This is a genomic window from Extensimonas perlucida (assembly GCF_007655255.1).
GTDB lineage: Bacteria > Pseudomonadota > Gammaproteobacteria > Burkholderiales > Burkholderiaceae_C > Extensimonas > Extensimonas perlucida.
The window spans coordinates 1-21399 of record NZ_VMYE01000007.1 but is presented as its reverse complement, the minus strand read 5'-3'; the positions used below and the strand labels follow the sequence as shown (position 1 = coordinate 21399).

The 21399-nt window shown below is 60.6% G+C and carries 22 protein-coding genes, 1 other RNA gene and 1 pseudogene; 14 read left to right on the top strand and 10 right to left on the bottom strand.

Translation table 11 applies throughout. From position 1 onward, the window contains the following. Positions 1-31: 31 nt before the first annotated feature. The 11 genes from FK527_RS07915 to FK527_RS07865 all read left to right on the top strand — a co-directional run bounded on the left by FK527_RS07915 (position 32) and on the right by FK527_RS07865 (position 10589). Positions 32-2818: a cation-translocating P-type ATPase gene (locus tag FK527_RS07915; protein ID WP_144732133.1), complete on the top strand. Its 2787-nt coding sequence runs from the start codon at positions 32-34 to the stop codon at positions 2816-2818. Between the two features lie 122 nt (positions 2819-2940). Continuing rightward, positions 2941-3657: a bifunctional 2-polyprenyl-6-hydroxyphenol methylase/3-demethylubiquinol 3-O-methyltransferase UbiG gene (gene ubiG, locus FK527_RS07910; protein ID WP_144732130.1), complete on the top strand. Its 717-nt coding sequence runs from the start codon at positions 2941-2943 to the stop codon at positions 3655-3657. Positions 3658-3699: 42 nt separating this feature from the next. Next, positions 3700-4365, top strand: a complete 666-nt coding sequence (locus FK527_RS07905) for an HAD family hydrolase (protein WP_144732444.1) — start codon at positions 3700-3702, stop codon at positions 4363-4365. Between the two features lie 13 nt (positions 4366-4378). Beyond that, positions 4379-4765, top strand: a transfer-messenger RNA (tmRNA) gene (gene ssrA, locus FK527_RS07900). Between the two features lie 207 nt (positions 4766-4972). Continuing rightward, positions 4973-6211, top strand: coding sequence for a tyrosine-type recombinase/integrase (locus FK527_RS07895; protein ID WP_144732128.1), 1239 nt, complete (start codon positions 4973-4975; stop codon positions 6209-6211). Positions 6212-6309: 98 nt separating this feature from the next. Then, on the top strand, positions 6310-6765 hold the full coding sequence (locus FK527_RS07890) for a hypothetical protein (protein ID WP_144732125.1): 456 nt from the start codon (positions 6310-6312) through the stop codon (positions 6763-6765). A gap of 137 nt (positions 6766-6902) precedes the next feature. After that, positions 6903-7151 carry a helix-turn-helix transcriptional regulator gene (locus FK527_RS07885; RefSeq protein WP_144732122.1) on the top strand — a complete coding sequence of 83 codons (249 nt, stop codon included), beginning with the start codon at positions 6903-6905 and terminating at the stop codon, positions 7149-7151. Between the two features lie 10 nt (positions 7152-7161). Beyond that, the gene (locus FK527_RS07880) at positions 7162-7449 is read left to right on the top strand and encodes a hypothetical protein (RefSeq protein WP_144732119.1); all 288 of its coding nucleotides are present in this window, start codon (positions 7162-7164) and stop codon (positions 7447-7449) included. Then, positions 7446-7697: a hypothetical protein gene (locus FK527_RS07875; RefSeq protein ID WP_144732117.1), complete on the top strand. Its 252-nt coding sequence runs from the start codon at positions 7446-7448 to the stop codon at positions 7695-7697. The genes FK527_RS07880 and FK527_RS07875 overlap by 4 nt, the downstream gene beginning before the upstream one ends. A 221-nt stretch (positions 7698-7918) precedes the next feature. Continuing rightward, positions 7919-10141: a DUF3987 domain-containing protein gene (locus FK527_RS07870; protein WP_246072720.1), complete on the top strand. Its 2223-nt coding sequence runs from the start codon at positions 7919-7921 to the stop codon at positions 10139-10141. Beyond that, a complete protein-coding gene (locus FK527_RS07865) occupies positions 10131-10589 on the top strand; it encodes a hypothetical protein (RefSeq protein ID WP_144732111.1) in 459 nt (152 codons plus the stop codon). Before FK527_RS07870 ends, FK527_RS07865 begins: the two co-directional genes overlap by 11 nt. A gap of 67 nt (positions 10590-10656) precedes the next feature. On the opposite strand, the gene FK527_RS07860 is transcribed toward FK527_RS07865, so the two are convergent. The 3 genes from FK527_RS07860 to FK527_RS07850 form a co-directional block, all read right to left on the bottom strand. Further along, on the bottom strand, positions 10657-11025 hold the full coding sequence (locus tag FK527_RS07860; protein WP_144732108.1) for a hypothetical protein: 369 nt from the start codon (positions 11023-11025) through the stop codon (positions 10657-10659). Between the two features lie 89 nt (positions 11026-11114). After that, positions 11115-12134 (bottom strand): HNH endonuclease, encoded by a 1020-nt coding sequence (locus FK527_RS07855; protein ID WP_246072732.1) that lies wholly within the window; start codon positions 12132-12134, stop codon positions 11115-11117. A 308-nt stretch (positions 12135-12442) separates the two neighbouring features. Then, on the bottom strand, positions 12443-13222 hold the full coding sequence (locus FK527_RS07850) for a hypothetical protein (protein WP_144732102.1): 780 nt from the start codon (positions 13220-13222) through the stop codon (positions 12443-12445). A 117-nt stretch (positions 13223-13339) separates the two neighbouring features. Here FK527_RS07850 and FK527_RS07845 point away from each other — a divergent pair, with 117 nt between their 5' ends. Then, complete coding sequence (locus FK527_RS07845) at positions 13340-13978, top strand: hypothetical protein (protein ID WP_144732099.1); 639 nt, start codon at positions 13340-13342, stop codon at positions 13976-13978. Positions 13979-13988: 10 nt separating this feature from the next. On the opposite strand, the gene FK527_RS17240 is transcribed toward FK527_RS07845, so the two are convergent. Beyond that, a complete protein-coding gene (locus tag FK527_RS17240; RefSeq protein ID WP_186298409.1) occupies positions 13989-14168 on the bottom strand; it encodes a hypothetical protein in 180 nt (59 codons plus the stop codon). 774 nt (positions 14169-14942) lie between these two features. On the opposite strand from FK527_RS17240, the gene FK527_RS07835 reads away from it, so the two are divergent. Beyond that, entirely contained in the window at positions 14943-15146 is a 204-nt protein-coding gene (locus FK527_RS07835; RefSeq protein ID WP_144732094.1) for a hypothetical protein, read from the top strand. A 2-nt stretch (positions 15147-15148) separates the two neighbouring features. Beyond that, positions 15149-15571, top strand: coding sequence for a hypothetical protein (locus FK527_RS07830; protein WP_144732091.1), 423 nt, complete (start codon positions 15149-15151; stop codon positions 15569-15571). 1081 nt (positions 15572-16652) lie between these two features. Here FK527_RS07830 and FK527_RS07820 read toward each other — a convergent pair. The 6 genes and pseudogenes from FK527_RS07820 to FK527_RS07795 all read right to left on the bottom strand — a co-directional run. Then, a complete protein-coding gene (locus tag FK527_RS07820; RefSeq protein ID WP_144732085.1) occupies positions 16653-17537 on the bottom strand; it encodes a LysR family transcriptional regulator in 885 nt (294 codons plus the stop codon). After that, positions 17534-18544, bottom strand: a complete 1011-nt coding sequence (locus tag FK527_RS07815; protein ID WP_009238667.1) for a phosphonate dehydrogenase — start codon at positions 18542-18544, stop codon at positions 17534-17536. The genes FK527_RS07820 and FK527_RS07815 overlap by 4 nt, the downstream gene beginning before the upstream one ends. A gap of 24 nt (positions 18545-18568) precedes the next feature. Next, positions 18569-19366: a phosphonate ABC transporter, permease protein PhnE gene (phnE, locus tag FK527_RS07810; protein ID WP_009238668.1), complete on the bottom strand. Its 798-nt coding sequence runs from the start codon at positions 19364-19366 to the stop codon at positions 18569-18571. 12 nt (positions 19367-19378) lie between these two features. Beyond that, positions 19379-20239, bottom strand: coding sequence for a phosphate/phosphite/phosphonate ABC transporter substrate-binding protein (gene phnD, locus FK527_RS07805; protein ID WP_144732082.1), 861 nt, complete (start codon positions 20237-20239; stop codon positions 19379-19381). Between the two features lie 23 nt (positions 20240-20262). After that, a complete protein-coding gene (gene phnC, locus FK527_RS07800; RefSeq protein ID WP_013722037.1) occupies positions 20263-21060 on the bottom strand; it encodes a phosphonate ABC transporter ATP-binding protein in 798 nt (265 codons plus the stop codon). 208 nt (positions 21061-21268) lie between these two features. After that, positions 21269-21399: pseudogene (locus FK527_RS07795) on the bottom strand (IS481 family transposase); the annotation flags it as partial.

The window sequence follows — 21399 nt, the reverse complement described above, 5'->3', positions numbered from 1 at the left end:
CCCGACGGACCAGACGACAAGCGAGGAAAGCATGGCGCACAACCCAAAGTCCATTTCCTCGGCGCCAGATTCCCCGACCGCGCCCGCCGCGCAAAGCACCGCGCAAACCGCCGCACAATGGGCCGCAAGCGCCCACCTGCACGACGTCGAGGCGCTCGCGCGCGCCTTGGACGTCGATCTGCACACGGGCCTGAGCCCGCAAGAGGCCGCACGCCGCGCCGCGCAATACGGCCCCAACAGCCTGGCCCAGGTGCGCCGCCGCAGCGCGCTCGTCCTGCTGGCCGAGCAGTTCCAGGACTTCATGGTGCTGGTGCTGCTCGCGGCTGCGGTGGTGTCGGGCCTGGTGGGCGAGGTTACCGACACATTGGTCATCCTGGTCATCGTGGTGCTCAACGCCATCATCGGCTTCGTGCAGGCCTGGCGCGCCGACCAGGCGCTCGCGGCGCTGCGCCAGCTCGCCGCAGCGCAGGCTACCGTGCTGCGCGGCGGCCAAGTGCAAACGGTGCCCGCGCACACGCTGGTGCCGGGTGACGTCGTGCTGCTCGAAGCCGGCAACCAGATCCCGGCAGATTTGCGCCTACTGCAGATCGCGCAGTTCCAGGTGGACGAATCGGCGCTCACGGGCGAATCTGTGCCCGTGGCCAAACAAAGCGCCCCACTGCCGCCGCAGACGGGCAGCGCCCTGGGCGACCGCAGCAACATGGCCTACAAAGGCACCACGGCGACGCTGGGCAGAGCGCGCGGCCTCGTCGTGGCCACGGGCATGCACACCGAGCTCGGCAAGATCGCGCAGTTGCTAGACACCGAAGACCGCAGCACGCCGCTGCAGCGCCGCCTGGCCGCTTTTGGCCGCCGGCTGGCCCTGGTGGTGCTCGGCATCTGCCTGGTGATCTTCATCGCCGGCGTGCTGCGCGGCGAAGACCCGCTGCGCATGGCGCTCACGGCCATCAGCCTGGCCGTGGCCGCGATCCCCGAGGCGCTGCCCGCCGTGGTCACCGTGCTGCTGGCGCTGGGCGCGCGGCGCATGGTGGCCTTTCATGCACTCGTGCGCCGGCTGCCGGCGGTCGAGACGCTGGGCTCGGTCACCGTGATCTGCTCGGACAAAACCGGCACGCTCACGCAAAACCGCATGCACGCCGAACTGCTGCTGGCCTGCGGCGAACGCTGGACTCCCGGCGAGCCCGCAAGCCCCGTGCACATCGAGGCGCTGCGCGCCGCCGCGCTGTGCAACGACGCCGTGCGGCAAAAAGACGCCGAAAACGGCGACAACGGCGACAACGGCGACACGGAAAATAAAGAAGATGAGGTCTGGCTAGGCGACCCGACCGAAACCGCACTGGTGCTCGCGGCGCTGTCCGCGGGGCTGGACAAAGCAGCCCTGGACGCAGCCCTGCCGCGCGCGCAGGAGCAGCCTTTCGACTCGGGCCGCAAACGCATGACCACCTTCCATCGCCTGCCCGCGGGTGCTGAGGGCGCAGGCTACGTCGCCTACACCAAGGGTGCGCCCGAATCCGTGCTGCCGCGCTGCCGCAGCCAGTGGACGCCTGCGGGCGACGTCCCCCTCGACACCTCGGCCATGCTCGCGGCGGCGAGCGCCCTGGCCGCGCAAGGCTTGCGCGTGCTCGCCCTCGCGCGGCGCGAGCACGCGCGCCTGCCCGACACCAACGACCTCGAGGGCGTGGAAAACGCACTGCAGTTCCTCGGCCTCGTGGCGCTGATCGACCCGCCGCGCCCTGAGGCCGCCGCCGCCGTGCACGACTGCCAGAGCGCCGGCATCGTGCCCGTGATGATCACGGGCGACCACCCGGCCACGGCGCGCGCCATCGCCCTGCGCCTGGGCATAGTTGCCCGCGCCGACGCGCCCGTGCTCACGGGCAAGGAGCTCGCCGAACTCGACGCCGACGAGCTGCGCGCGCGTGTCGAGCAGGTGCGCGTCTATGCGCGTGTCGATCCGGCGCAAAAAATCCGCATCGTCGAAGCCCTACAGGCGCTGGGCCACTTCGTGGCCATGACGGGCGACGGCGTCAACGACGCGCCTGCGCTCAAGCGCGCCGACATCGGCGTGGCCATGGGCCGCGGCGGCACCGACGTGGCGCGCGAAGCCGCCAGCCTGGTGCTGCTCGACGACAACTTTGCCACCATCGTCGCGGCCGTGCGCGAAGGCCGGCGCATCTACGACAACATCCGCAAGTTCGTGCGCTACGCCATGACGGGCAACTCGGGCGAAATCTGGACCATTTTCCTCGCCCCCTTCCTGCTGCTACCCATCCCGCTGCAGCCCATCCACATCCTATGGGTCAACCTCGTGACCGACGGCCTGCCCGGCCTGGCACTGGCCTCCGAGCCCGCCGAGGAAGGCATCATGCGTCGCCCTCCCCGCCCGCCGCGCGAGAGCCTGTTTGCGCACGGCATGTGGCAACACATCCTGGCCGTGGGCCTGCTGATCGGCGGCCTGTGCCTGGCCGTGCAGGCCTGGGCCTTGCACACCGGCCATGCGCACTGGCAGACCATGGTGTTCACTGTGCTCACGCTCACGCAGATGGCACACATCCTCGCGATCCGCTCCGAAACCCAAGCCCTGTGGCGCCTGGGCCTGCGCAGCAACCGGCCACTGCTAGGCGCCGTACTGCTCACCCTGGCCCTGCAACTGGCCACCATTTACGTGCCCGTACTCAACCCCATCTTCAAGACCCAGCCCCTGCGCTGGGATGAACTGACCCTGTGCTTCGGCGCCGCCCTGCTCGTCTATGCCGTGGTGGAAGCGGAAAAAGCCTGGCGCAGACGCGCCGCGCGCGCCAAAGCCGCAGAGCCACGCTGATCTGCCGCGATCTACCCGTGGCTTGCCTGGCGCGGCACAAGCGCTGCTCCGCCTGGGGCACACTGGCGGCCGCGAGCGGCTACCATTCGCGGCATTGTTTCGCAGTTTTTGTCTTTTGCCCCATGAACACCACCGTGAACGCCGACCCGGCCGAATTGGCCAAGTTTTCCGAGCTGGCCCACCGCTGGTGGGACCCTGAGAGCGAGTTTCGCCCGCTGCACCAGATCAACCCCCTGCGCCTCGGGTGGATAGACGGCCTGGCCCGCTTGCAAGACCAGCATGTGCTCGACGTCGGCTGCGGCGGCGGCATCCTGGCCGATGCCATGGCGCGCAAGGGCGCGCAGGTCACGGGCATAGACCTGTCCACCAAGGCCCTGCGCGTGGCGCAGCTGCACGCACTCGAAGCCAGCACACCCCACATCCGCTACCGCGAAGTCAGCGCCGAGGCGCTCGCGCAAGAGCAGCCCGAGAGCTTCGACATCGTGACCTGCATGGAAATGCTCGAGCACGTGCCCGACCCAGCCTCGGTCGTGCGCGCCTGCGCCACGCTCGTGCGCCCGGGCGGCTGGGTGTTCTTTTCCACCATCCACCGCAATCCCAAGGCATTCTTGTTCGCCATCGTGGGTGCCGAATACCTGCTCAAGCTGCTGCCACGCGGCACCCACGAATACGCGCGCTTCATCCGCCCGAGCGAGCTCGCCGCCTTCGCTCGCGCCGCCGGCCTCGAGGTCGTGCAGGAGCGCGGGCTCGAATACAACCCGCTCACACGCCGCTACTGTCTGAGCCACGACACCAGCGTCAACTACCTCATGGCCACGCGGCGCAGTCTTGGTGCTTGAGCACTTGATGCGCTCTTGCCCGCCCTCGCACCGCCCACGCTCATGTTCTGCAACGTCCGCGCCGTCCTGTTCGACCTCGACGGCACCCTGATCGACAGCGCCCCGGACCTCGGCGCCGCCGCCAACCAGATGCGCACCCGGCGCGGCCTGCCCGCGCTGGCGCTCGCACGCTACCGCCCCCTGGCGGGCGCAGGCGCGCGCGGCATGCTCGGCGAGGCCTTCGGCATAGGCCCAGAACACCCGGACTTCGACAAGCTGCGCGAAGAATTCTTCTGTGCCTACGAAGCCTGCCTGAACCACCACACCGAAGTCTTTGCCGGCGTACCCGAATTGATCCACCAACTGCAGCAACGCGGCCTCGCCTGGGGTGTGGTCACGAACAAGATCGCGCGCTTCACGGAGCCGCTGACCCGCGCCCTGCCCTTGTTCGCGAGCGCCGGCGCCATCGTCAGCGGCGACACCACTCCCCACGCCAAGCCGCACCCCGCACCGCTGCTAGAAGCCGCCACCAGGCTGCAGATCGCGCCAGCGCAGTGCATCTATGTGGGCGACGACGCACGCGACATCGCCGCCGGCCGCGCCGCCGGCATGGGCACCGTCGCGGCCTGTTACGGCTACCTCGGCCCCCAGACAGACCTGCAACAATGGGGCGCGCAGGCGCAGATAAATTTGCCCACCGAGCTCTTGCAATTGCTGGCAACAGCCTAAAATAGCGTGCCTAGGGGCTGTCCTGGTTTCGACGCGGGTTCGGAATCGGTGCGGTGCATGTCGAGCTTGAGTCACGCTCGTAAATCTCGATTCAACAAAGTAACTGCAAACGACGAACGTTTCGCACTCGCTGCTTAATTGCTAGCGAGCCTTGCAACAGTTGGCCTATGGGCTGGGCAAGGGGGCTCTGAAAATTCAGAGCCTCCAGGCTGCAAGGGCATTCACATAGGCTGGTTGCGCCCCGGGTACCTTGGGCCGCAACGAGATTCAAGGGTACTGGCAACCGGTGCAGCGTGCGCCTGCGCGATACCGGCGGCGAGAATCAAAACAGCGCGCTAAACATGTAGATCTGCTCGAAGAAGGCTTGCGGACGCGGGTTCAACTCCCGCCAGCTCCACCATCCACCAAAACAAAGGCCGCCAAGGAACACCACCTGGCGGCCTTTTTCATTGGTAAATCAGGTACTTACGCAGCAGGGACAGACAGCGGTAACCATTGACAGCCAAACCGTGAGCGGGGAACATATCGGGGAACAAAACCTGTTTTACCCCGGTAGGCGGGGAACAACTGCCCTGCCAAGAGCGGGGAACACCCCAGGAAACGCCCCATGCTGACCGACGCCCAGTGCCGCAATGCCACCTGCCCACCCGACAAGAAGCGGGAGCGCCTGACCGATAGCGCAGGGCTGTATCTGGAGATCAGTCCGGCGGGTTCCAAGCGCTGGTTCCAGAAAATCTACCGTGACGGCAAGGAAACCCGGCTGGCGCTGGGCAGCTATCCGGCTGTGGGGCTGACTGCGGCGCGACGGGCGCGGGATGCTGCCAAGTTGCAAAAAGCCGAGGGACAAGACCCCATTCAAGCCCGGAAGGTAGAGAGGCTCAAAGCAATGAACCCGGCAGGCGACAGCTTCAAAGTGGTGGCCCTGGAGTGGTACGAAAAGCAGGAACCCCAATGGAGCGAAGCCCATGCAGTGCGGGCAAAGCGCCAGTTTGAGCGTGACCTGTTCCCGTGGCTGGGGGATCGGCGGCTGGCCGATATCGAACCCGTGGAGCTGCTGGCAACGCTGCGCAAGATCGAGGAACGCGGCGCTGTAGAAACTGCTGACCGTGGCCTGATGCTGGCGCGGCAAGTGTGGCGCTACGGGGTAGCCACGGGCAGAGTGAACAGGGACATTACCGGCGACCTGAAAGGCGCATTGGCCCCCTACCGGGGAACGCACTTTGCTGCTATCACCGACCCCGAGCGGCTGGGCGAACTGCTGCGCGCCATCAAGGGTTACAAGGGTGGGCCTGTGGTTCGGGCGGCGTTGAAACTTGCTCCACTGTTGTTCCAGCGCCCCGGCGAACTGCGCGGCGCGAGCTGGGCAGAAATCGACCTGGAGGCAGCGCTGTGGACGATCCCCGCTGCGCGCATGAAGCGCACCAAGGACGGCAAGGAAAACGGACAGCCTCACCTTGTCCCCCTGCCCACCCAGGCCGTGCAGATACTGGAAGTCCTGAAGCCCTACACGGAATCAACCGGACTGGTGTTCCCCGGAGAGCGCCAGCGCAGCAAGCCCATATCTGAAAACTCGGTGCGCACAGCGCTGATATCCATGGGCTACACGCCCGACATTCAGACTTGGCACGGTTTCCGGGCGACGGCACGCACCATGCTGGCCGAGCGGCTGGAATGTGATCCGCTGGTGATTGAGGCGCAATTGGCCCATGCCGTGCGCGATGCCAACGGGCGCGCCTACAACCGCACCACCTACCTGAAGCAGCGCCAGACCATGATGCAGCGCTGGGCGGACTACCTGGACAAGCTGGCCGCAGGTGCTGACGTGGTGCAACTCAAGCGGGCATAGACAACAGTTTGACGCCACGCCTTACCCGACGGGGGACAACCGGGGCACCCTGACCCGGCGGCGCTGGCCTCTTTTCGGGGCAGCGAGACAGGGAAGCAATGACTCAGGAAGACGAAGACTTTGACGAGGTGACGGCAGAAGAACTCAAAGAAGCCGTTGAAAAAAGACTGGCTAAGGAGCTTGCAGCAATCAACGCGAGCAACCTAAGTCGTTCAGAACTTGCGCTCAGACTTGCAGAATCGAGGGTTTTTTCACAGATGGCCAAGTCCGTGATGGAACTCAGACGAGAACAATCGTCGGTGCTGGCTGACCTGATTCCTAAAGCATTTGAGGAAGGGAAAAAAACCTTGGCCAAGGCAGGAGCGAGTGCTGCCCACGCGGAAAACCGCGCCATGCAGCAAGACGTATTTGCTTGGCTGGACAAGAACCCGCCGAAGATACTAGACGTGGCTGCTGACACCATCCATGAATTAAAGCTTGTTCCGATGTCATGGCGCACCATTCGGAAATGGGTGGGTGAGTGGAAAAAATTACGCTCTACCGGCAAAGCGTAGGTTCTGCCGGTAGGGTGTAGGGTCTACCGGCAGAGCCTGCACCATACCGCCTGACAGGCTTCAAACATCAAGCCAAAAAAACCAAACTGCCACCCATCGAAACACCGGCAACCAATGCCGTGAAAGGATGGGCAGCAATGGCACTTTGGAGAATCGACGCCTGCAAAGCTGAATCAGGCGACCGCAGCAACACCAGCATTTACAACCGCATCCGGGACGGGCTTTGGACAAAACCCGTAGCCATTGGGCAGCGCGCCAAGGCGTGGCCTGATTACGAAGTGAAGGCCATTGTCCGGGCCCGCATCGCAGGCCAGTCTGATGAGGAAATCCGCGAGCTGGTGAACCGCCTGCATGCCAAGCGGGTAGATCAACTTGCGACGGTTTGAGAGGGCGACCATGACCAAGCCCCAAGACCTTCTCGCACTTGCGCAAGCCGCCATCCACTACACCCAGGCCGTAGCCCACACCCAGCACTGCAAAGAGCTGCTGCGCGGCGGGTACACCACCTGGCGCAATTCCACCGGCCACCAGCACACCGACCTTGCGCGGGGCGATGCCAACTGGAAAGCCATGATGGCCGCAACGGCTGGCGAATACCAGCACCTGCGCAATGCCAAAAGCCGCGAGCGACGTTCACAGCAAAAGCTGCTGGCGCTGGCAAAGCAGTGGGAGGGCGTGCAATGACCACAAAGAAAACGCCCGACCCCACCATAGCAGAATCGAGCGCCCCAAACACCGCACAGTCTACCGCTAGGGACACGGATTTTCACGCCCTTCGCAGCGCCTACGCGCAGCAAGGCCACCACCTGCACAGCGTCACGTCCAAGGACGGCACAACCACCTATTGGGCCGAGCGCTGGGGGCTGGTGCGCTACCTGCCCAGCTTGCACGATGCCGCGCTGTTTCTGGCGCAGATTGGGGGGCGGCTGTGATCGCATCCGAACAATTCCAACAAGCCATTGCAGGTGCTGGCCTGCCCGTGCCCGAGGTGATCCACGGCGACGGCACGCTGTACCGATTCAGCACCAACGGCAAGCGCATGGATCAATCGGGCTGGTATGTCTTGCACGACGATGGCGACGTTCCGGCGGGCGCTTTTGGCTGCTGGCGCAGCGGTCTATCGCAGACCTGGTGCAGCAAGGACACCCAGGCCATGACCCAGGCCGAACGCAGCGCCCACCACCAGCGCATGCAGGCCATTGCCCAGCAGCGCGAAGCCGACAAGACCCAGCGCCAGCACGATGCAGCGACGGCGGCGGCGCAGCGCTGGGAAGCCGCGCTACCGGCCCCGGCAGATCATCCCTACCTGGTGCGCAAGGGTATTCAACCCCACGGCATCAAGGCCGAGGGCGAGGCGCTTCTTATCCCGCTGCGCGATGCGTCAACCACTTTGCACAGCCTGCAAGCCATCGGCCCGGAGGGGGACAAGCGCTTTCAGCCGGGCGGGCGCATCAAGGGCTGCTACTTTGGCATCGGTAAGCCTAAGGGCGTGCTGATCGTATGCGAGGGCTTTGCCACCGGGGCCAGCATCCATGAGGCCACCGGCCATGCCGTAGCGTGCGCAATGAACGCGGGCAACCTGCTGGAAGTGGCCCAGGCATTGCACAGCAAATACCCCAAGCTGCGCCTGATCCTGGCGGCTGACGATGATGCGTTTACCGACGAGAATCCGGGCATCACCAAGGCCACCGAGGCGGCAAGGGCCGTAGGTGGCTACCTGACAAAACCTAACTTTGGCGAGCAGCGCAACGAGGCAGAAACCGACTTCAACGACCTGCACCAGCGGGCCGGCCTGGGGGCTGTGCAGGCGTGCTTTGATGCGGCTGTGGCCGTGGTGGCTGATCCCGTCTTTCCACCATTGGAGGACGTGGCCCACGGTATCGACATAGACCCGGCCACCACCGCACCCGAGCCGCTGCGCGCGCCATTGCCACCTGGCGAGGCGTACCCCGTTTATGCGCTGGGCGACGTGCTGGGTGGCGCTGCGCGAGCTCTTCACGAAGTGGTCAAAGCACCCCTGGCGCTGTGCTGCCAGTCTGTGCTGGCCGCTGCCAGTCTGGCCGCGCAAGCGCATTTTGATGTGCAACTGCCATGGGGCCAGCGCAAGCCGCTATCGCTCTTCCTGCTGACCGTGGGCGAGTCTGGCGAGCGCAAGAGCGCGGTTGATGATGTAGTTCTCGGAGCGGCAAAGGCCCATGAAAAAACCGCCATGGCCGCCTATCAGGAGGATATGGAACGGCATGAAGCGGATATGGCTGCATGGAGCAAGGCCACCGAGGCGGCGCGTACCGCTGCCACCCAGGGCAAGAAAGGCACGGCCACCGCCGAGCAGATACGCGATGCGGTTGCAGCCGTCGGAGACAAGCCTGTTGCACCCATTGCGCCATTGCGGTTTGTGACCGACCCGACGGCGGAAGGGCTCTACAAGCTGCTGGCCATGGCGCAGCCGAGCGTGGCGCTTTTCAGCGACGAAGGCGGCCTGCTGATTGGCGGGCATGCACTCAACGGCGACAACTTCCTCAAGACCATCACGCGCTGGTCAAAGATGTGGGACGGAGCGCCTTTCGACCGCGTGCGCGCTGGCGATGGCGTGGGCATCCTGTACGGGCGACGCATGGCCTTGCACCAGCTGGCGCAAGGGGACGTGATGGTCAAACTCTTGTCCGACCGGCTGGCCAATGGACAGGGGCTGCTGGCGCGCTGTCTGGTGGCATGGCCCGCGTCCACTATCGGCACGCGGCACGCTGATGCATTCGAGTGGGCAGGGGCCCGGCCCGAGCTCAAACGCATGTTTGCCGTGCTGTCTGGCCTGCTGGAGACTGAGCCGCGCACGTCGGAGAAAAACCCGCAAGAACTTGATCCCCTGGAACTGCCGCTGTCGGCTGAGGCCGGTCAATTGGCGCTGCAAGCGGGAAACCAGTTCGAAACATTGATGGCGGCTGGGAACGACCTGAGCGAGCTGCGCGACCGCACCGCGAAGGCGGTAGAAAACGCCTGCCGCATTGCTGGCGTACTGGCTGCAATTGAGGGCGGCATGGGCACCAGCGAAATTACTGCTGACCACCTGGCGCGCGCCCTCGTGCTGATCCAGTGGTATCTGGCCGAGGCGCTGCGTATTCGTGGCGCAGCTGCTGTACCGCAGTCTGTGCAGGATGCGGAGGCGCTGTCGAACTGGCTACACGCGCGAGGCATGCGCAAATTCCGAACCCGCGATGTTCTCAACGCTGGCCCTGCGCAACTGCGCAACAAGGCGCGACTGATGGCGGCGATAGAGCAGCTTGTCGAGGCCGGGTACATCACCGCATGCCCGGCAGGGACGGAGATTGACGGCGTGAAGGCGCGCAAGGCGTGGGAGGTGCATCACCATGTGGTTTGACCCTCAAACCCTGCTGGCGCGCTCTTACCCCCCTGCGACTTCTGCGACTTTCGAGGTGCAGGCAGGGACAAAAGTCGCAGAGTCGCAAAAGTCGCAGCCTGCCGCGAAAGATACAGCCCTCAACCCCGACCGCTATTGCTGGCCACACAGCAGCGCATGGAACACCTGCGAGATAGAGCTGTTCAACCGACGCGCTGCGCTGTTCGTGCGGCGTGGTGCCGACGAAGCCCAAGCTGAGAAGCTGGCCGATAGGCTGGTGACCCGTGACCGTGAGGACGACGACCGTCGGCTGTGCTTGGAGTGCCGCCACTTGCAAGGCGCTACCCCCTGGCGCTGTGGCAACTGGTTCATGGCTGGCGTTGCTGTTCGTTCCGGCGATGCGGGCCTGGCTCGTGACATGGTTATGCTGTTGCAGCGCTGCCCGGGAGCGCATTCGATACCACTGTGATCCTTGCGCGAAATGCGCGAGTCGTAGATCGCCTGAAACTCGTTGCCCGCCGTTGCTGGCTGATCTGCTACGGCAGTTGTTCCAGCAGGCTTCGCAGGCTGTCTTGCTGCGGGAGAGGTTGCACCTTGCCCGGCTTCGACCAATCGAGGTGGGACAAAAGACTGTGCATTGAGTCGCTGTTCGTTAGGCTCGTGCCCCACCACTTCGGCGGTTGATCCTGCGCGATCTGATACAGCTCCGGCAGATGCTCCTGCGACATTTCCAGTGCTGATTGCGCCTCCTTTTCGTCCTGGTCGATCAGGTCTTGCAGCTTCTCCGCCAGAAGCATCGGATACACCTGCGGGTCTGGCTTGGCCTTCGACGGGACAGCCAGCAGCAACGCCTGCCCTTCTGACAGGTCGCCCGCTGGAATCCAGTAGTTGCTCGTATTGCTCATAGACGTGTCTCCCGGTAACGGTTAGATCAAAATTTCAAAGGGCTTCAAGTTGGTCTTTATCGTTGGCGCAGGCCTGACACAAATATCTCTCACGGCCCAAACCAATTCCTGATGCCGATGAAGATGACGAGGGCCAGAATTACCGCAAACACCAGCAGGTCTGTCTTCCATAGGTGAGCAGGCGTACGGTTTTTTTGTTGTTGCGGTTTGGTGGATTCTCTGGGAATTGCTGTGGTAGAAGTAGGCGGCGGTGCTGGTGCTGGTGCTGGTGCTGGTGCTGGTGCTGGTGTAACGATTGACTGAACTTGCGATAGTTCTTCCCGAGCCGCCAACCATTGCTCTTCAGACGCTCTTTTTCTGGAATCATGCCGGGTGACCCAGAAGTCAAGTCCGTCTGATGCGTTGAATACCAGAGTGCAAGAAGGGCAGCGCACCCTTTGGCTTTCAAGAACGGCCGTCGTGAGCTTGGCCGTCAGTTGGGTACTACACCTGGGGCAGGCTAGGTCAAGGGGGGGTGTTTCTCGCAGGATTGAAGAAGGGTTCTGGGTGCCGGGTTGTGTCCAGGTGGGCGTAGCAGGTTCAGGCGGAGTTACCGGTGTTGTGGCGGGGGGCGATACAGGAGCGCAAGAGCCTGGCGGGGGGCGTATCGGAGAGGCTGACTCCGGGTCTGTCGCCTCCATCCAATCGAACTCACGCTCGTGTTCGGCCTCGTGGCATTTTCTGCACAGCGTGACTAAATTGCTTTGCTGATTGGTACCGTGGTGCGACAAGTAGATGATGTGATGCACATCCAATATGGTGTCAGCCGCACCGCATGTCACGCATTTGTAGCCATCGCGGCGACGAATGCGGCGGGCTACATCGATCCAGTCCCCTGGGTAATCGGCTGATCCATCCATGCGCAGCAGGCCGCGCCTATGGGCGCGCATGATCTTAAAGTTGCGCGTGCTGTTCTCAGGCTTCTTCAGTAAATATGTGATCCAGTCATGCAGTGCATCTGCCACTGCCGAGTCCAAGTCCGCCAGAATCCGCTGAGCCTTCCGGCGTTTCCATTCCTCATCGGATAACAAGTCGCGCTCAGCATTGCGCTGCATGCCCCGTGCCAGCATTTCGGCCAATTCAGCCTCTGCATTCTTCGCTGGTACAGGTGAGCGATTGAGGCTACCGACACATCGAGTACAGATATCGATATGTTCGGTCTGGAACTTGAGGGACTTGAAGGTGTGCTGACAAATGCGGCAAGTAGGCATAGGAGATAAAAAAAAACTGCTCGCCAACCTGATGGGACTTGTCAGGACTATTTGTGTGGAGTAGCAGAAGAGCCGAGAAGCAAGGTCATTGCATTCCTAACTGGACTATAGTCGTCAGCGATATACGGCTGTCGTAAGCCTTCATGGTGGGCGTGCACTGTCGGGTATCAGGATTCCTCATCCAATGTGCACTGCAACTGCCCCACCGCGTCCTCCACTGCTGGGCGAATATCCTTTTCCAGCACCAACGTTCTGATGTCGTTCTCGAATCGGTCATGCAGGGAGGACAGCAGCAAGCCGTCTTCATCTTCGCGCAGCAATTCCATGTAGCGCTCCAGCAGTGCATGGCTGACATGGGCAATGTCGTCGGCATCGCCCGCCAGCAATTGGTCCACATATTCCGACAGGAAGTCACTGCTTTCACCTGCATCAGAAAGGGCTTCGCCAGCTAGGCCGGCCAAGCTGATTTCCATGGGGATGACATTGCCACGATCGGGCCCTATGAAGTCTAGATTGCGCCGCGAAGCGATTTGGTTGACGCGCTCAAGTACGGCAGAGGCAATGGCGTCGCGGCTGATGCTGCCAATGCTGTCGGGGTCATTGCCTATGTCGTCTCGCGTGTAGATGCTCAGGAACAGCAGGGCGTGCCGGGGCAGCGCATCCAATGCCTCCGCAATCACTGTGTCCAGCACTTGTTCAAAGTTACTGCTGGTGGAGCCAAAGCCCATGTCATCGTCGTCATACGGGCCTTCCTGCAACTGCCAACAGTATTCGTCCCACAGATGGCGGGCGGCAACGTCGCCAAACATACCCACGGCATCCATCTCACGTAGCGCGGCGATGGTGGCTTGCACCAATTTTCCGAGTTCGGGCTTGGCTGCTGCCCGTGCAGCATCTACGAAACGATCATAGTCGTCGCTGGGGACTTGGATGGTGTTGTGGCTCATGAACTTGCCCTCATAGCTCTCGGAGTCTATCCAGGGCGGCAGAATGCCGATACGGGGGCAGGCTTTGAACTTTGGACAGCCTACAGCAGCATGAATTCAGACTTGAAGGGATAGACCATGGCAACCACCAAAAACACCAAGGGCAAGGGCAAAACCCCGCCTGATCCCAATGCATTGCGGGTTGAAGTGCAGCCGGATGACAACCGCTCAGAAAAGCTGGCCGCGCTGGCAACCGACGGCGCACTCACGGCCATCACGCTGCAAGCCTATGCAGGCGGTGGCAAAGAGCTGGGAGTGACGGAGCTACTGGCCGCAATGCGCAAGGCTGGTGATGAAACCGTAGCCGGAGACATGGGGCGCTTTGAGCGCGTACTGACCAACCAGTTTCTGACCTTGGATGCACTATTCAACAACCTGGCGCAACGCTCAGGGCGGCAGGATTCGTTCAAGGGCATCGAGGTGCTGATGCGGCTGGCCCTCAAGGCGCAGTCCCAGGCGCGGGCAACGGCGGAAACTCTGGCACTGATGAAGAACCCCATGCCCTACATCAAACAGGCCAACATTGCCAACGGCCCCCAGCAGGTCAACAACGGCACATCTTCGAGCGCGGGGAAAACTCAAAGTCCACCAAACGAACTATTGGAGCACCAGCATGGCAACACCCTGGACATTGGAGCGGCGGCAGCGGCAGGCCGAGCTGATCCGGCAATGGCAACCGTGGAAGCAAAGCACCGGCCCACGAACACCCGAGGGTAAGGCGACGGCGTCACGTAACGCCTGGCAGGGCGGGCACCGTGCGCAACTGAGAGAGCTGACCAAGACGCTGAATGCCGAGCTGGCCGAAATGCGCAGGATCAACAACATGGCGCGGGGCTAATCGCGGGCGGGCGAGTTTTCCGAACAGTACGCGCACGCGCGCGAGGCTGGTATTCGAGCAGGTATCCATGAAATCGGTATTTGCATCGCAGTGTTGGTTACCAGGCCGGTTACCACTGAAAAGCGCGATGCTTGCGGGTGCTGCGTTACAGTGCCTGTGACGCTCAGTTTTCCTTAGCTTTTATGCCACTCGAACCAACCAGCGAAGGCCGTTTCCCTCAGCCCGCAGAGGCAGTGACTCACTGGAATTACGGCCCTGCGAGTCGCAAGTCTGACGTTCCGCCAAACGACACCCGGTACGACCCGGATTGGTACAAGCAGAAGCCGCGAAAGCGTGGCCTCCTGGCCCGACTGAGAGATGTGTTTCGTTGGAAGCGTGCGTGAGGCTGGTTAATTTGCCCCTAGTGCGACGACTGGCACCACTCGGTATATGGACAGGATTCGCCTGACCGGCAAAGCAATGTGGTGTGCCCCTGGCGCGACGATGAACACCGCCAAGTATGTGAACCGGGTGACACAACTCGCCGGTTCGGCACGGCCAGCAGTTTACGAGGTTCGATATTGGCCGACACAACTTGCCGTGCTACAGTTCGCTCAAGCCGAAAGGCCCGGTGCTTGAAAACACCACATCCAGCAGCGGTTGCAGCCCCCACCGACAAGCGGGGTTTTGTCACGCCCAAATTCCGGGAGCAGTGCGCGAGCACGCCCCCAAGGTTTCGGGCGGGATGGGCCTACCCGCAAGGATGGCCGCACGTCTGCTGGCGTGTTTTCAACATCCCGCCCACCCGCTGCGCTTGAAAACGCAAACGGTGGATTCCTTGTTTCTCCAGCAGGAGCCAAGACCATGATCGCAATCACTGAGCGCAAACCCGCGCCCAGCACGTCCACACCGGACACCATCCCCACCGCCAACCTGACCGCCGTTCTGGCCGCCTTCAACGCGGCAAACCTGGCATCCAACTACATCGAGCGCGGCAACTTCGCCGCTGCCCGCCGCAAGCTGGTGCAGGCGCTGGCGTCCATCGGCCAACTGCAAGCGGGGGGCTGACCATGAGCAGCACCCACCACACCGTCCACCCCCAGGGCGAGGCCGCCGCATTGCGCGAGGCCCTGCGCCTGGCACTGGCCGCGCTGGAGAAGGCCCTTGATGACGGCTGCGCCATCGAGACGCACGACCGGATGACCATTGACGGCGACACCCGGACTTTTGGCGGCATTTGCGCCCTGGCCCATGACGCCCTGACCAACGAGAGCAACACACCACGGGGGCGCATGATGGACAAGGTAGTGATGTGGCAGGCAGTCGTTTACACCCAAGACCCGCTATCTGGTAACGCTGGCGTCAATGAAATGCTGCTGGGCCTGCACCCGACAAACCGCGAAGCGATGGCCGAGGCCCGAGCTGCGATGGATGGCCGGGCCGATGCACACAGCGCCGCTGCCCGCCGCGTGGTGCTGCCTGCGAACGCCTGAGCCATGGCGAACGGACGCAACAAGCTACGCCGGGGCGATGCGGGCCGGGACGCTGGCGGGTTCGTGGCCCTGCCGTGGTCGGTGCTGGACTCGCCCGCCTATCTACGCCTGTCCATGCACGCCCGTGCCCTGCTGCTGGAGGTGGCGAGGCAGCGCCGCGACCCACCAGACCCAGGCGAAGGCCAAAGGGGCCGGGGCTGGATGATGCCCAGCACGTACCGCAACCGCCCGACCCAACTGCGCAGCTTGAGTTGCTGCTGAACCGACAGGACTGAGGCATGGTTACGGCGATGGTTACACCCTGGCGCTGCACGCGATGAAGCATCGTGAGTCAGTCGCTCAAATCCCCCTGTTTCCGGGTATTCGAAACGCATGAGGTGCGGGTTTCAAAAAAACCCACACCACCCCAAGCCCCCGCCGTGGGGCTTTTTTGTTGCTGGCGCTGGAAGCCGACCCCGATTGCCCAGGGGCTGCATTGCAGGCGACGAGCCGTTCCAGAACCTGAAAAACCCTGAATTTGCCGGACGCTTCGCGCGCGCGAGGATCAAAAACATGGCGCGGGGCTGGGGGGCACAGAGTCGGGAAAATGCAACAGAGAGGAGAAAATATGCAACGAAGGATGAGCAGGTTTTGATGGCACAGTTTGGCCCCAGAAATCGGGGTATCACGACCGGCACCGGGGAACAAATCGGGGAACAAATCTTAAAACTGCATTAGCCAATTCATTGAAAATCAATTACTTGCGGCGTTCATTCAGTAGACGCCAGCCCCACTATTTGAAAAACCAACCGTTCTCGGTTGGTTTTTTTTCGTCTGTTCCCCCCAGTGTTGGCGTGGTTTCCAGGCCTGGTCTCACGAGCGCCACCTCTGCAAAGGCGGCCTTTCCGCCCCCGCCGACGCATCTCTGTTCTCCGTTTTCTCTGGTGGCCACGCGAGCGTTCTCGAGGTCATTTCCTTTGCTGGCGCGGGTTTAGATGCGGTCGGTTGTAGTCGGCAACTCCTGTAGGGGTGGCGACTGAGGGTGACGATATGCACCGCTACGCGGTAGGCTACTCCCGGCCAGAAGCAGGCATTCGTTTTGCTATTTATATTCTATTGAGCCTAAATCCGGAGAATGGAGAATCAAATCTGCAAGGCTTGCCACCGGACCGCTTAACGAAGTTTCTGAGCGATGTACGAGATAAAGATCTTTGTAAACATCTTCTTCAATCGGAATTGCATGTAACCATCCGCTTGCCTGTTCATGCTTGACCGCGCTTTCCATCACAAGCGAGATTCCTAGCCCTGCGTGGACCGCGTGTTTGACCGCCTCGGTGCTACCTAACTGCATACCCACTGTGAACTCTGCCGAGTCGGCACCGGCATATTGTTGTAGTAGGCGCCCAGTTCCGGTAGCCGCTTCGCCTCCAAGCAAGTTCTGGGATTTTAACCACTTAAGTGGAATGGTCGACTCGGCAGCCCAAGGATGGCCGGGGCGAACAATGACAACCATCCTCTCGCGCCGCCATACTGTTGAGACGAACCCAGGACGTGAGTCCCACCACTCCATTACCGCTACATCCACTTCAAGCGTTTCCAGCAAAGCGGCAATCTCGATATTTTTGCCGATCCTCACATCGATCTTGTTTGCTAATTTATCTTGGAGCGCCTTGATATAGGGTTGTAAAAGATAAATGCCGATATTGGAGCTTGCACCAACGACCAGGCTTTTATTGTGGAGGGCTGCCGTAGCCTTATGGCTAGTACGGAGCAATTGTTCCGCATAGGGGAAAAAAATCTTTCCCTCCAATGTCAGGCTTTGCGGCATTGTTGCGCGGTCAATCAGCCGGGCCTGCAAAGACTGCTCCAGCCGCTTGATATGGTGCGTTACTGTTGGCTGGGACAATCCAGTTTGCTTCGCCGCTTCGCGAAAGCCCCCGCATTTGACGACGGCAATGAACGTCGCCACACGCTCCAGATCTATCACGCCGCCTTTACTCCCGGATACGGCTGATTAATCGCGCCCATCGGTTTTTCACCAGCGAGTGCCTGGATGATGTTCATCGCTGCCTGCCGCTCGATTTCAAGCCGAACTTCCTTGACCGCCGATCCCAAATGCGGCGTAAAAAACGTTTGTGCCGTATTGTCGAGCAGCGCCTTGGGGATAGCCTGCGGGCGATCAGCGCGTATCCATTCTTCCATCTCGAAGACATCGGCTGCATATCCAGCTAGTTTTCCAGACGCCAGTGCTGCTATCACCGCATTCTCATCCACGACCGAGCCGCGACATGCATTGATCAGGTAGCTACCGGTTTTCATCTTGGCCAACGCGGTGGCATCGATCAGATGCAGTGTCTCTGCGGCCATCGGAACCATCGGCACGACATAATCACATTTTTCGAGCAGTTCATCGAGCGTGACGCGCTGTACGTGCCAAGCCTTTTCTTGTTCGGCATTGAGCGGAATCGGATCGCAATACAAGAGATTCATTTCAAAGCCAGCCAAGCGCTGGGCGATTGCACGGCCGACCGCCCCCATACCAATGATGCCAAGCGTTTTTCCTGTCAAACCAGAGCCATATAGTGTCGGCCGCCAGCCTTGGAAGTGTCCGCTACGGATTTGCCTATCGCCTTCCAGCATATGCCTTGTCAAACCGAGAAGAAGGCCGATAGTCAGTTCAGCGGTCGGGATCGTAAGCAAATCCGGCACAATCGTAAGCCATACACCGTGGCGTGTGCAGGCGTTGACATCGAAGTTATCATAGCCTTTAAGCGCGGCGCCGATGACACGCAGCTTTGGACATTCCTCGAGAAACGCGCTGTCGATGCTGTCCGGCATGAAAGCCATGAGTGCATCCGCATCTTTGGCTCGCGCAATTACCTCAGAACGCGGCAAGGTTTCCCGTGTGGTGTTGGGGATAACATCGGCGCTAGCGGACAACAATTCGATGATTTCCGGGTGCACCCAGTGGGTGAGGACGACTTTGGGCTTCATAAAAACCTTTGTAAGCTTTGGGAGTTATTTGAACTTGCGACGCAGGAAGGAGCTGAAGGCGTCGACGAGGGTAACCATGCCTAAAATAACCAGCAAAATAGCCGAGACATCCTGGTATTGCATGATGCGCAGAGAGCCCATCAGCTCGAACCCGATTCCACCGGCGCCGACCATGCCCATCACGGTCGAAGCACGGAAGTTGTATTCCCATCGATAGATCGCGGTATCGGCCATTTGCGGAAGCACTTGGGGAAAGATCCCATGAAAAATCACCTGCAATGGCGTGCAGCCCGCTGCATGCGCGGCTTCTACCGGTGCCGGATCGGCATGTTCGATCGATTCCGAAAAAAATTTGGCGATCATGCCAACCGAATGTAAGCCTAGGGCTAAAACACCCGGCAATGCGCCGAAGCCAACGGCTGCCACGAACAGGATACCCATGATCAGTTCGGGTATCGATCGCAAAGCGTTTAACAGGCCGCGTGTGGCTTGATACACGAGTGGATGAGGGCTAGTATTCCGCGCGGCGAGCACTCCTAAGGGAATGGATAGCAATACCGCGATTGCCGTGCCGGCGATACTCATGGCCAAGGTATCCAGTACCGGTTTGACCCAGGTGCCAGCCTGCGAGAAGTTCGGTGGGAACATCTCGCCGGCAATTTTTACCAGGCTTGGCATGCCATCCTTCAATCGCTCGGCATCAAATAGGCCGACGTAATACCAGCAACCGATCACAATCGCCAGCACAACGGCAAACTGCAGTATCGTGCGGTTCCATACGCGCTGGCGCTCGGCCAGAATCAAACCAAAATCAGCTTGCATGCTGTCGCTCACTTAGAACTTCGACAGATCGAGCTTGAGCAGTGTGCCAAGGCTGCGCACCACGTCATAGTCTTTGTCGCTGATCGGGCCGAAACCATCGGCTTTGAAAGGTTTCAGGACTTCCGGATCTTTGAGATTCAAGAAGGCTGCACGGATCTTTTCCTTCAGTTCCGGCTTCAGATTGCTGCGCATGGTCCACGGGTATTGCGGATATGGCTTCGATTCGGCAAGAACTTTTACTTTGTTGGGATCGACCAGTCCGCGCTGAACCAGGGATTCAAAAATCGGCTTACTCAAGCCGCCAGCCTGCGCGTGACCGTTTTGCACGGCCATGGCCACCGCGTCATGCGCACCGGCAAAGTGTTCGCGATAGTTTTCGCCGGCTTTCAAACCGTTTTCCGCCAATATCGACTTCGGAATCAAATGGCTGGAGGTGGATGCCTTATCACCGTAAGCGACATTCTTGTTGACGATATCACTGATTTTGGCGATGCCGGCGCCAGTATTGGCGATCAATACGGACTGGTAGGTAGTGCTACCCTTTTGCTTCATCGCTGCGAATGGCTCGATGTCGCTCTTTTGCTTAGCCAGCACATACGACAAGGGGCCAAAATATGCCATGTCGATACGGCCGTGACGCATGGCTTCGATCATTGACGAGTAATCAGTGGTAACCACCAGCTCAATTTTCTTTCCCAGCTCTTTTTCCAGATAGATTTCGAGCGGCTTGTTGTATTTAATTACGGTCGATGCGTTTTCGTCCGGCAGCAGCGCAACTTTGAGCGTTTCTGGATCGGGATTGGATGATGCATGGCCAATGCTGCAGACGGCGGCAAGCAAGACAGACATTAATGCGGATGCGAGTTTTTTCATAATCAATCCTTTACGGTAGCAAGTTACATGGGAAATGAAGTATCGATAAGCCGTTCCTCTCGAGCGTCTTGTGGAACGCTCAAAGAAGAACGGGGTACTTGTTCATACAGCGTGTCGTAACTGGCTTGATCCAAAGTCTGCGGGGCGGCATCAAAAATGACTCGGCCATGGGACAGGCCAATAATACGGTCGGCATAACGTTGAGCGAGGTCTACCTGATGCAGGCTGACGACCGCCGAAATCCCGTCCTCTTTACAAATGCGGTGCAGCAGACTTAGCACTCGCTCTGCAGTAGCAGGATCGAGGCTGGCTACCGGTTCATCAGCCAACACCAGTTTAGGTTGCTGAGCCAGAGCCCGGGCAATACCGATGCGTTGCTGCTGGCCGCCGCTCAATGCGTCGACACGGCTTAAGGCTTTGTGCAATAAGCCGACTCGGTCCAGACTTTGCAGGCATATGGATTGATCCTTCGCCGGGAGGGGGAATAGACTGCGTAATGCCGTGTGGTAGCCCATTCGGCCCATCGAAACGTTTTGCAAAGCCGTCAGTCGGCCAATCAATTGATGCTGTTGAAACACCATGCCAGTCTGTCGGCGATGCATGCGCAATGCACGCGAGTTCGCCAAATTTCCTAAGCCGGCGACAATGGTGGCGCCGCGCTGCGACGCATGCAGCGAATTAATACAGCGAAGTAGCGTGGATTTTCCAGCGCCGGAAGATCCGAGCAATACGGTGAACTGTCCCTGATGGAGTTTGAGAGTGGTGGGATACAGTGCAATCGCATCACCATAACTGACTGAGACATTCTGTAGTTCGATCATGACACCTCCGGCAGATTTGAATTCGTAATCAAAAATGATGAACTGATTACGAATCTGAATTGCAGCGATGGTAATGTCGTGATATGACACCCTGATGACATCGTTGATGTCATTTTTGTGACATGGTCGCGGGTGCCTGTGAGGGAAATAAGTTGTGCTATCTATGCCAAATATAGACGTCTGCTATCGGCCACGACCGGTCGTTTGCTTACGTGTCGAGTCCCGGACGATCATAAGGCCGCCGATGGAACAAATGAGGGTGTGAATCGTACCACCCACGTATAGCCTGCATAGGCGTCTTGCTCTGCAGGGCTGATTGGGGCAAGTGGTGGTTGTAGA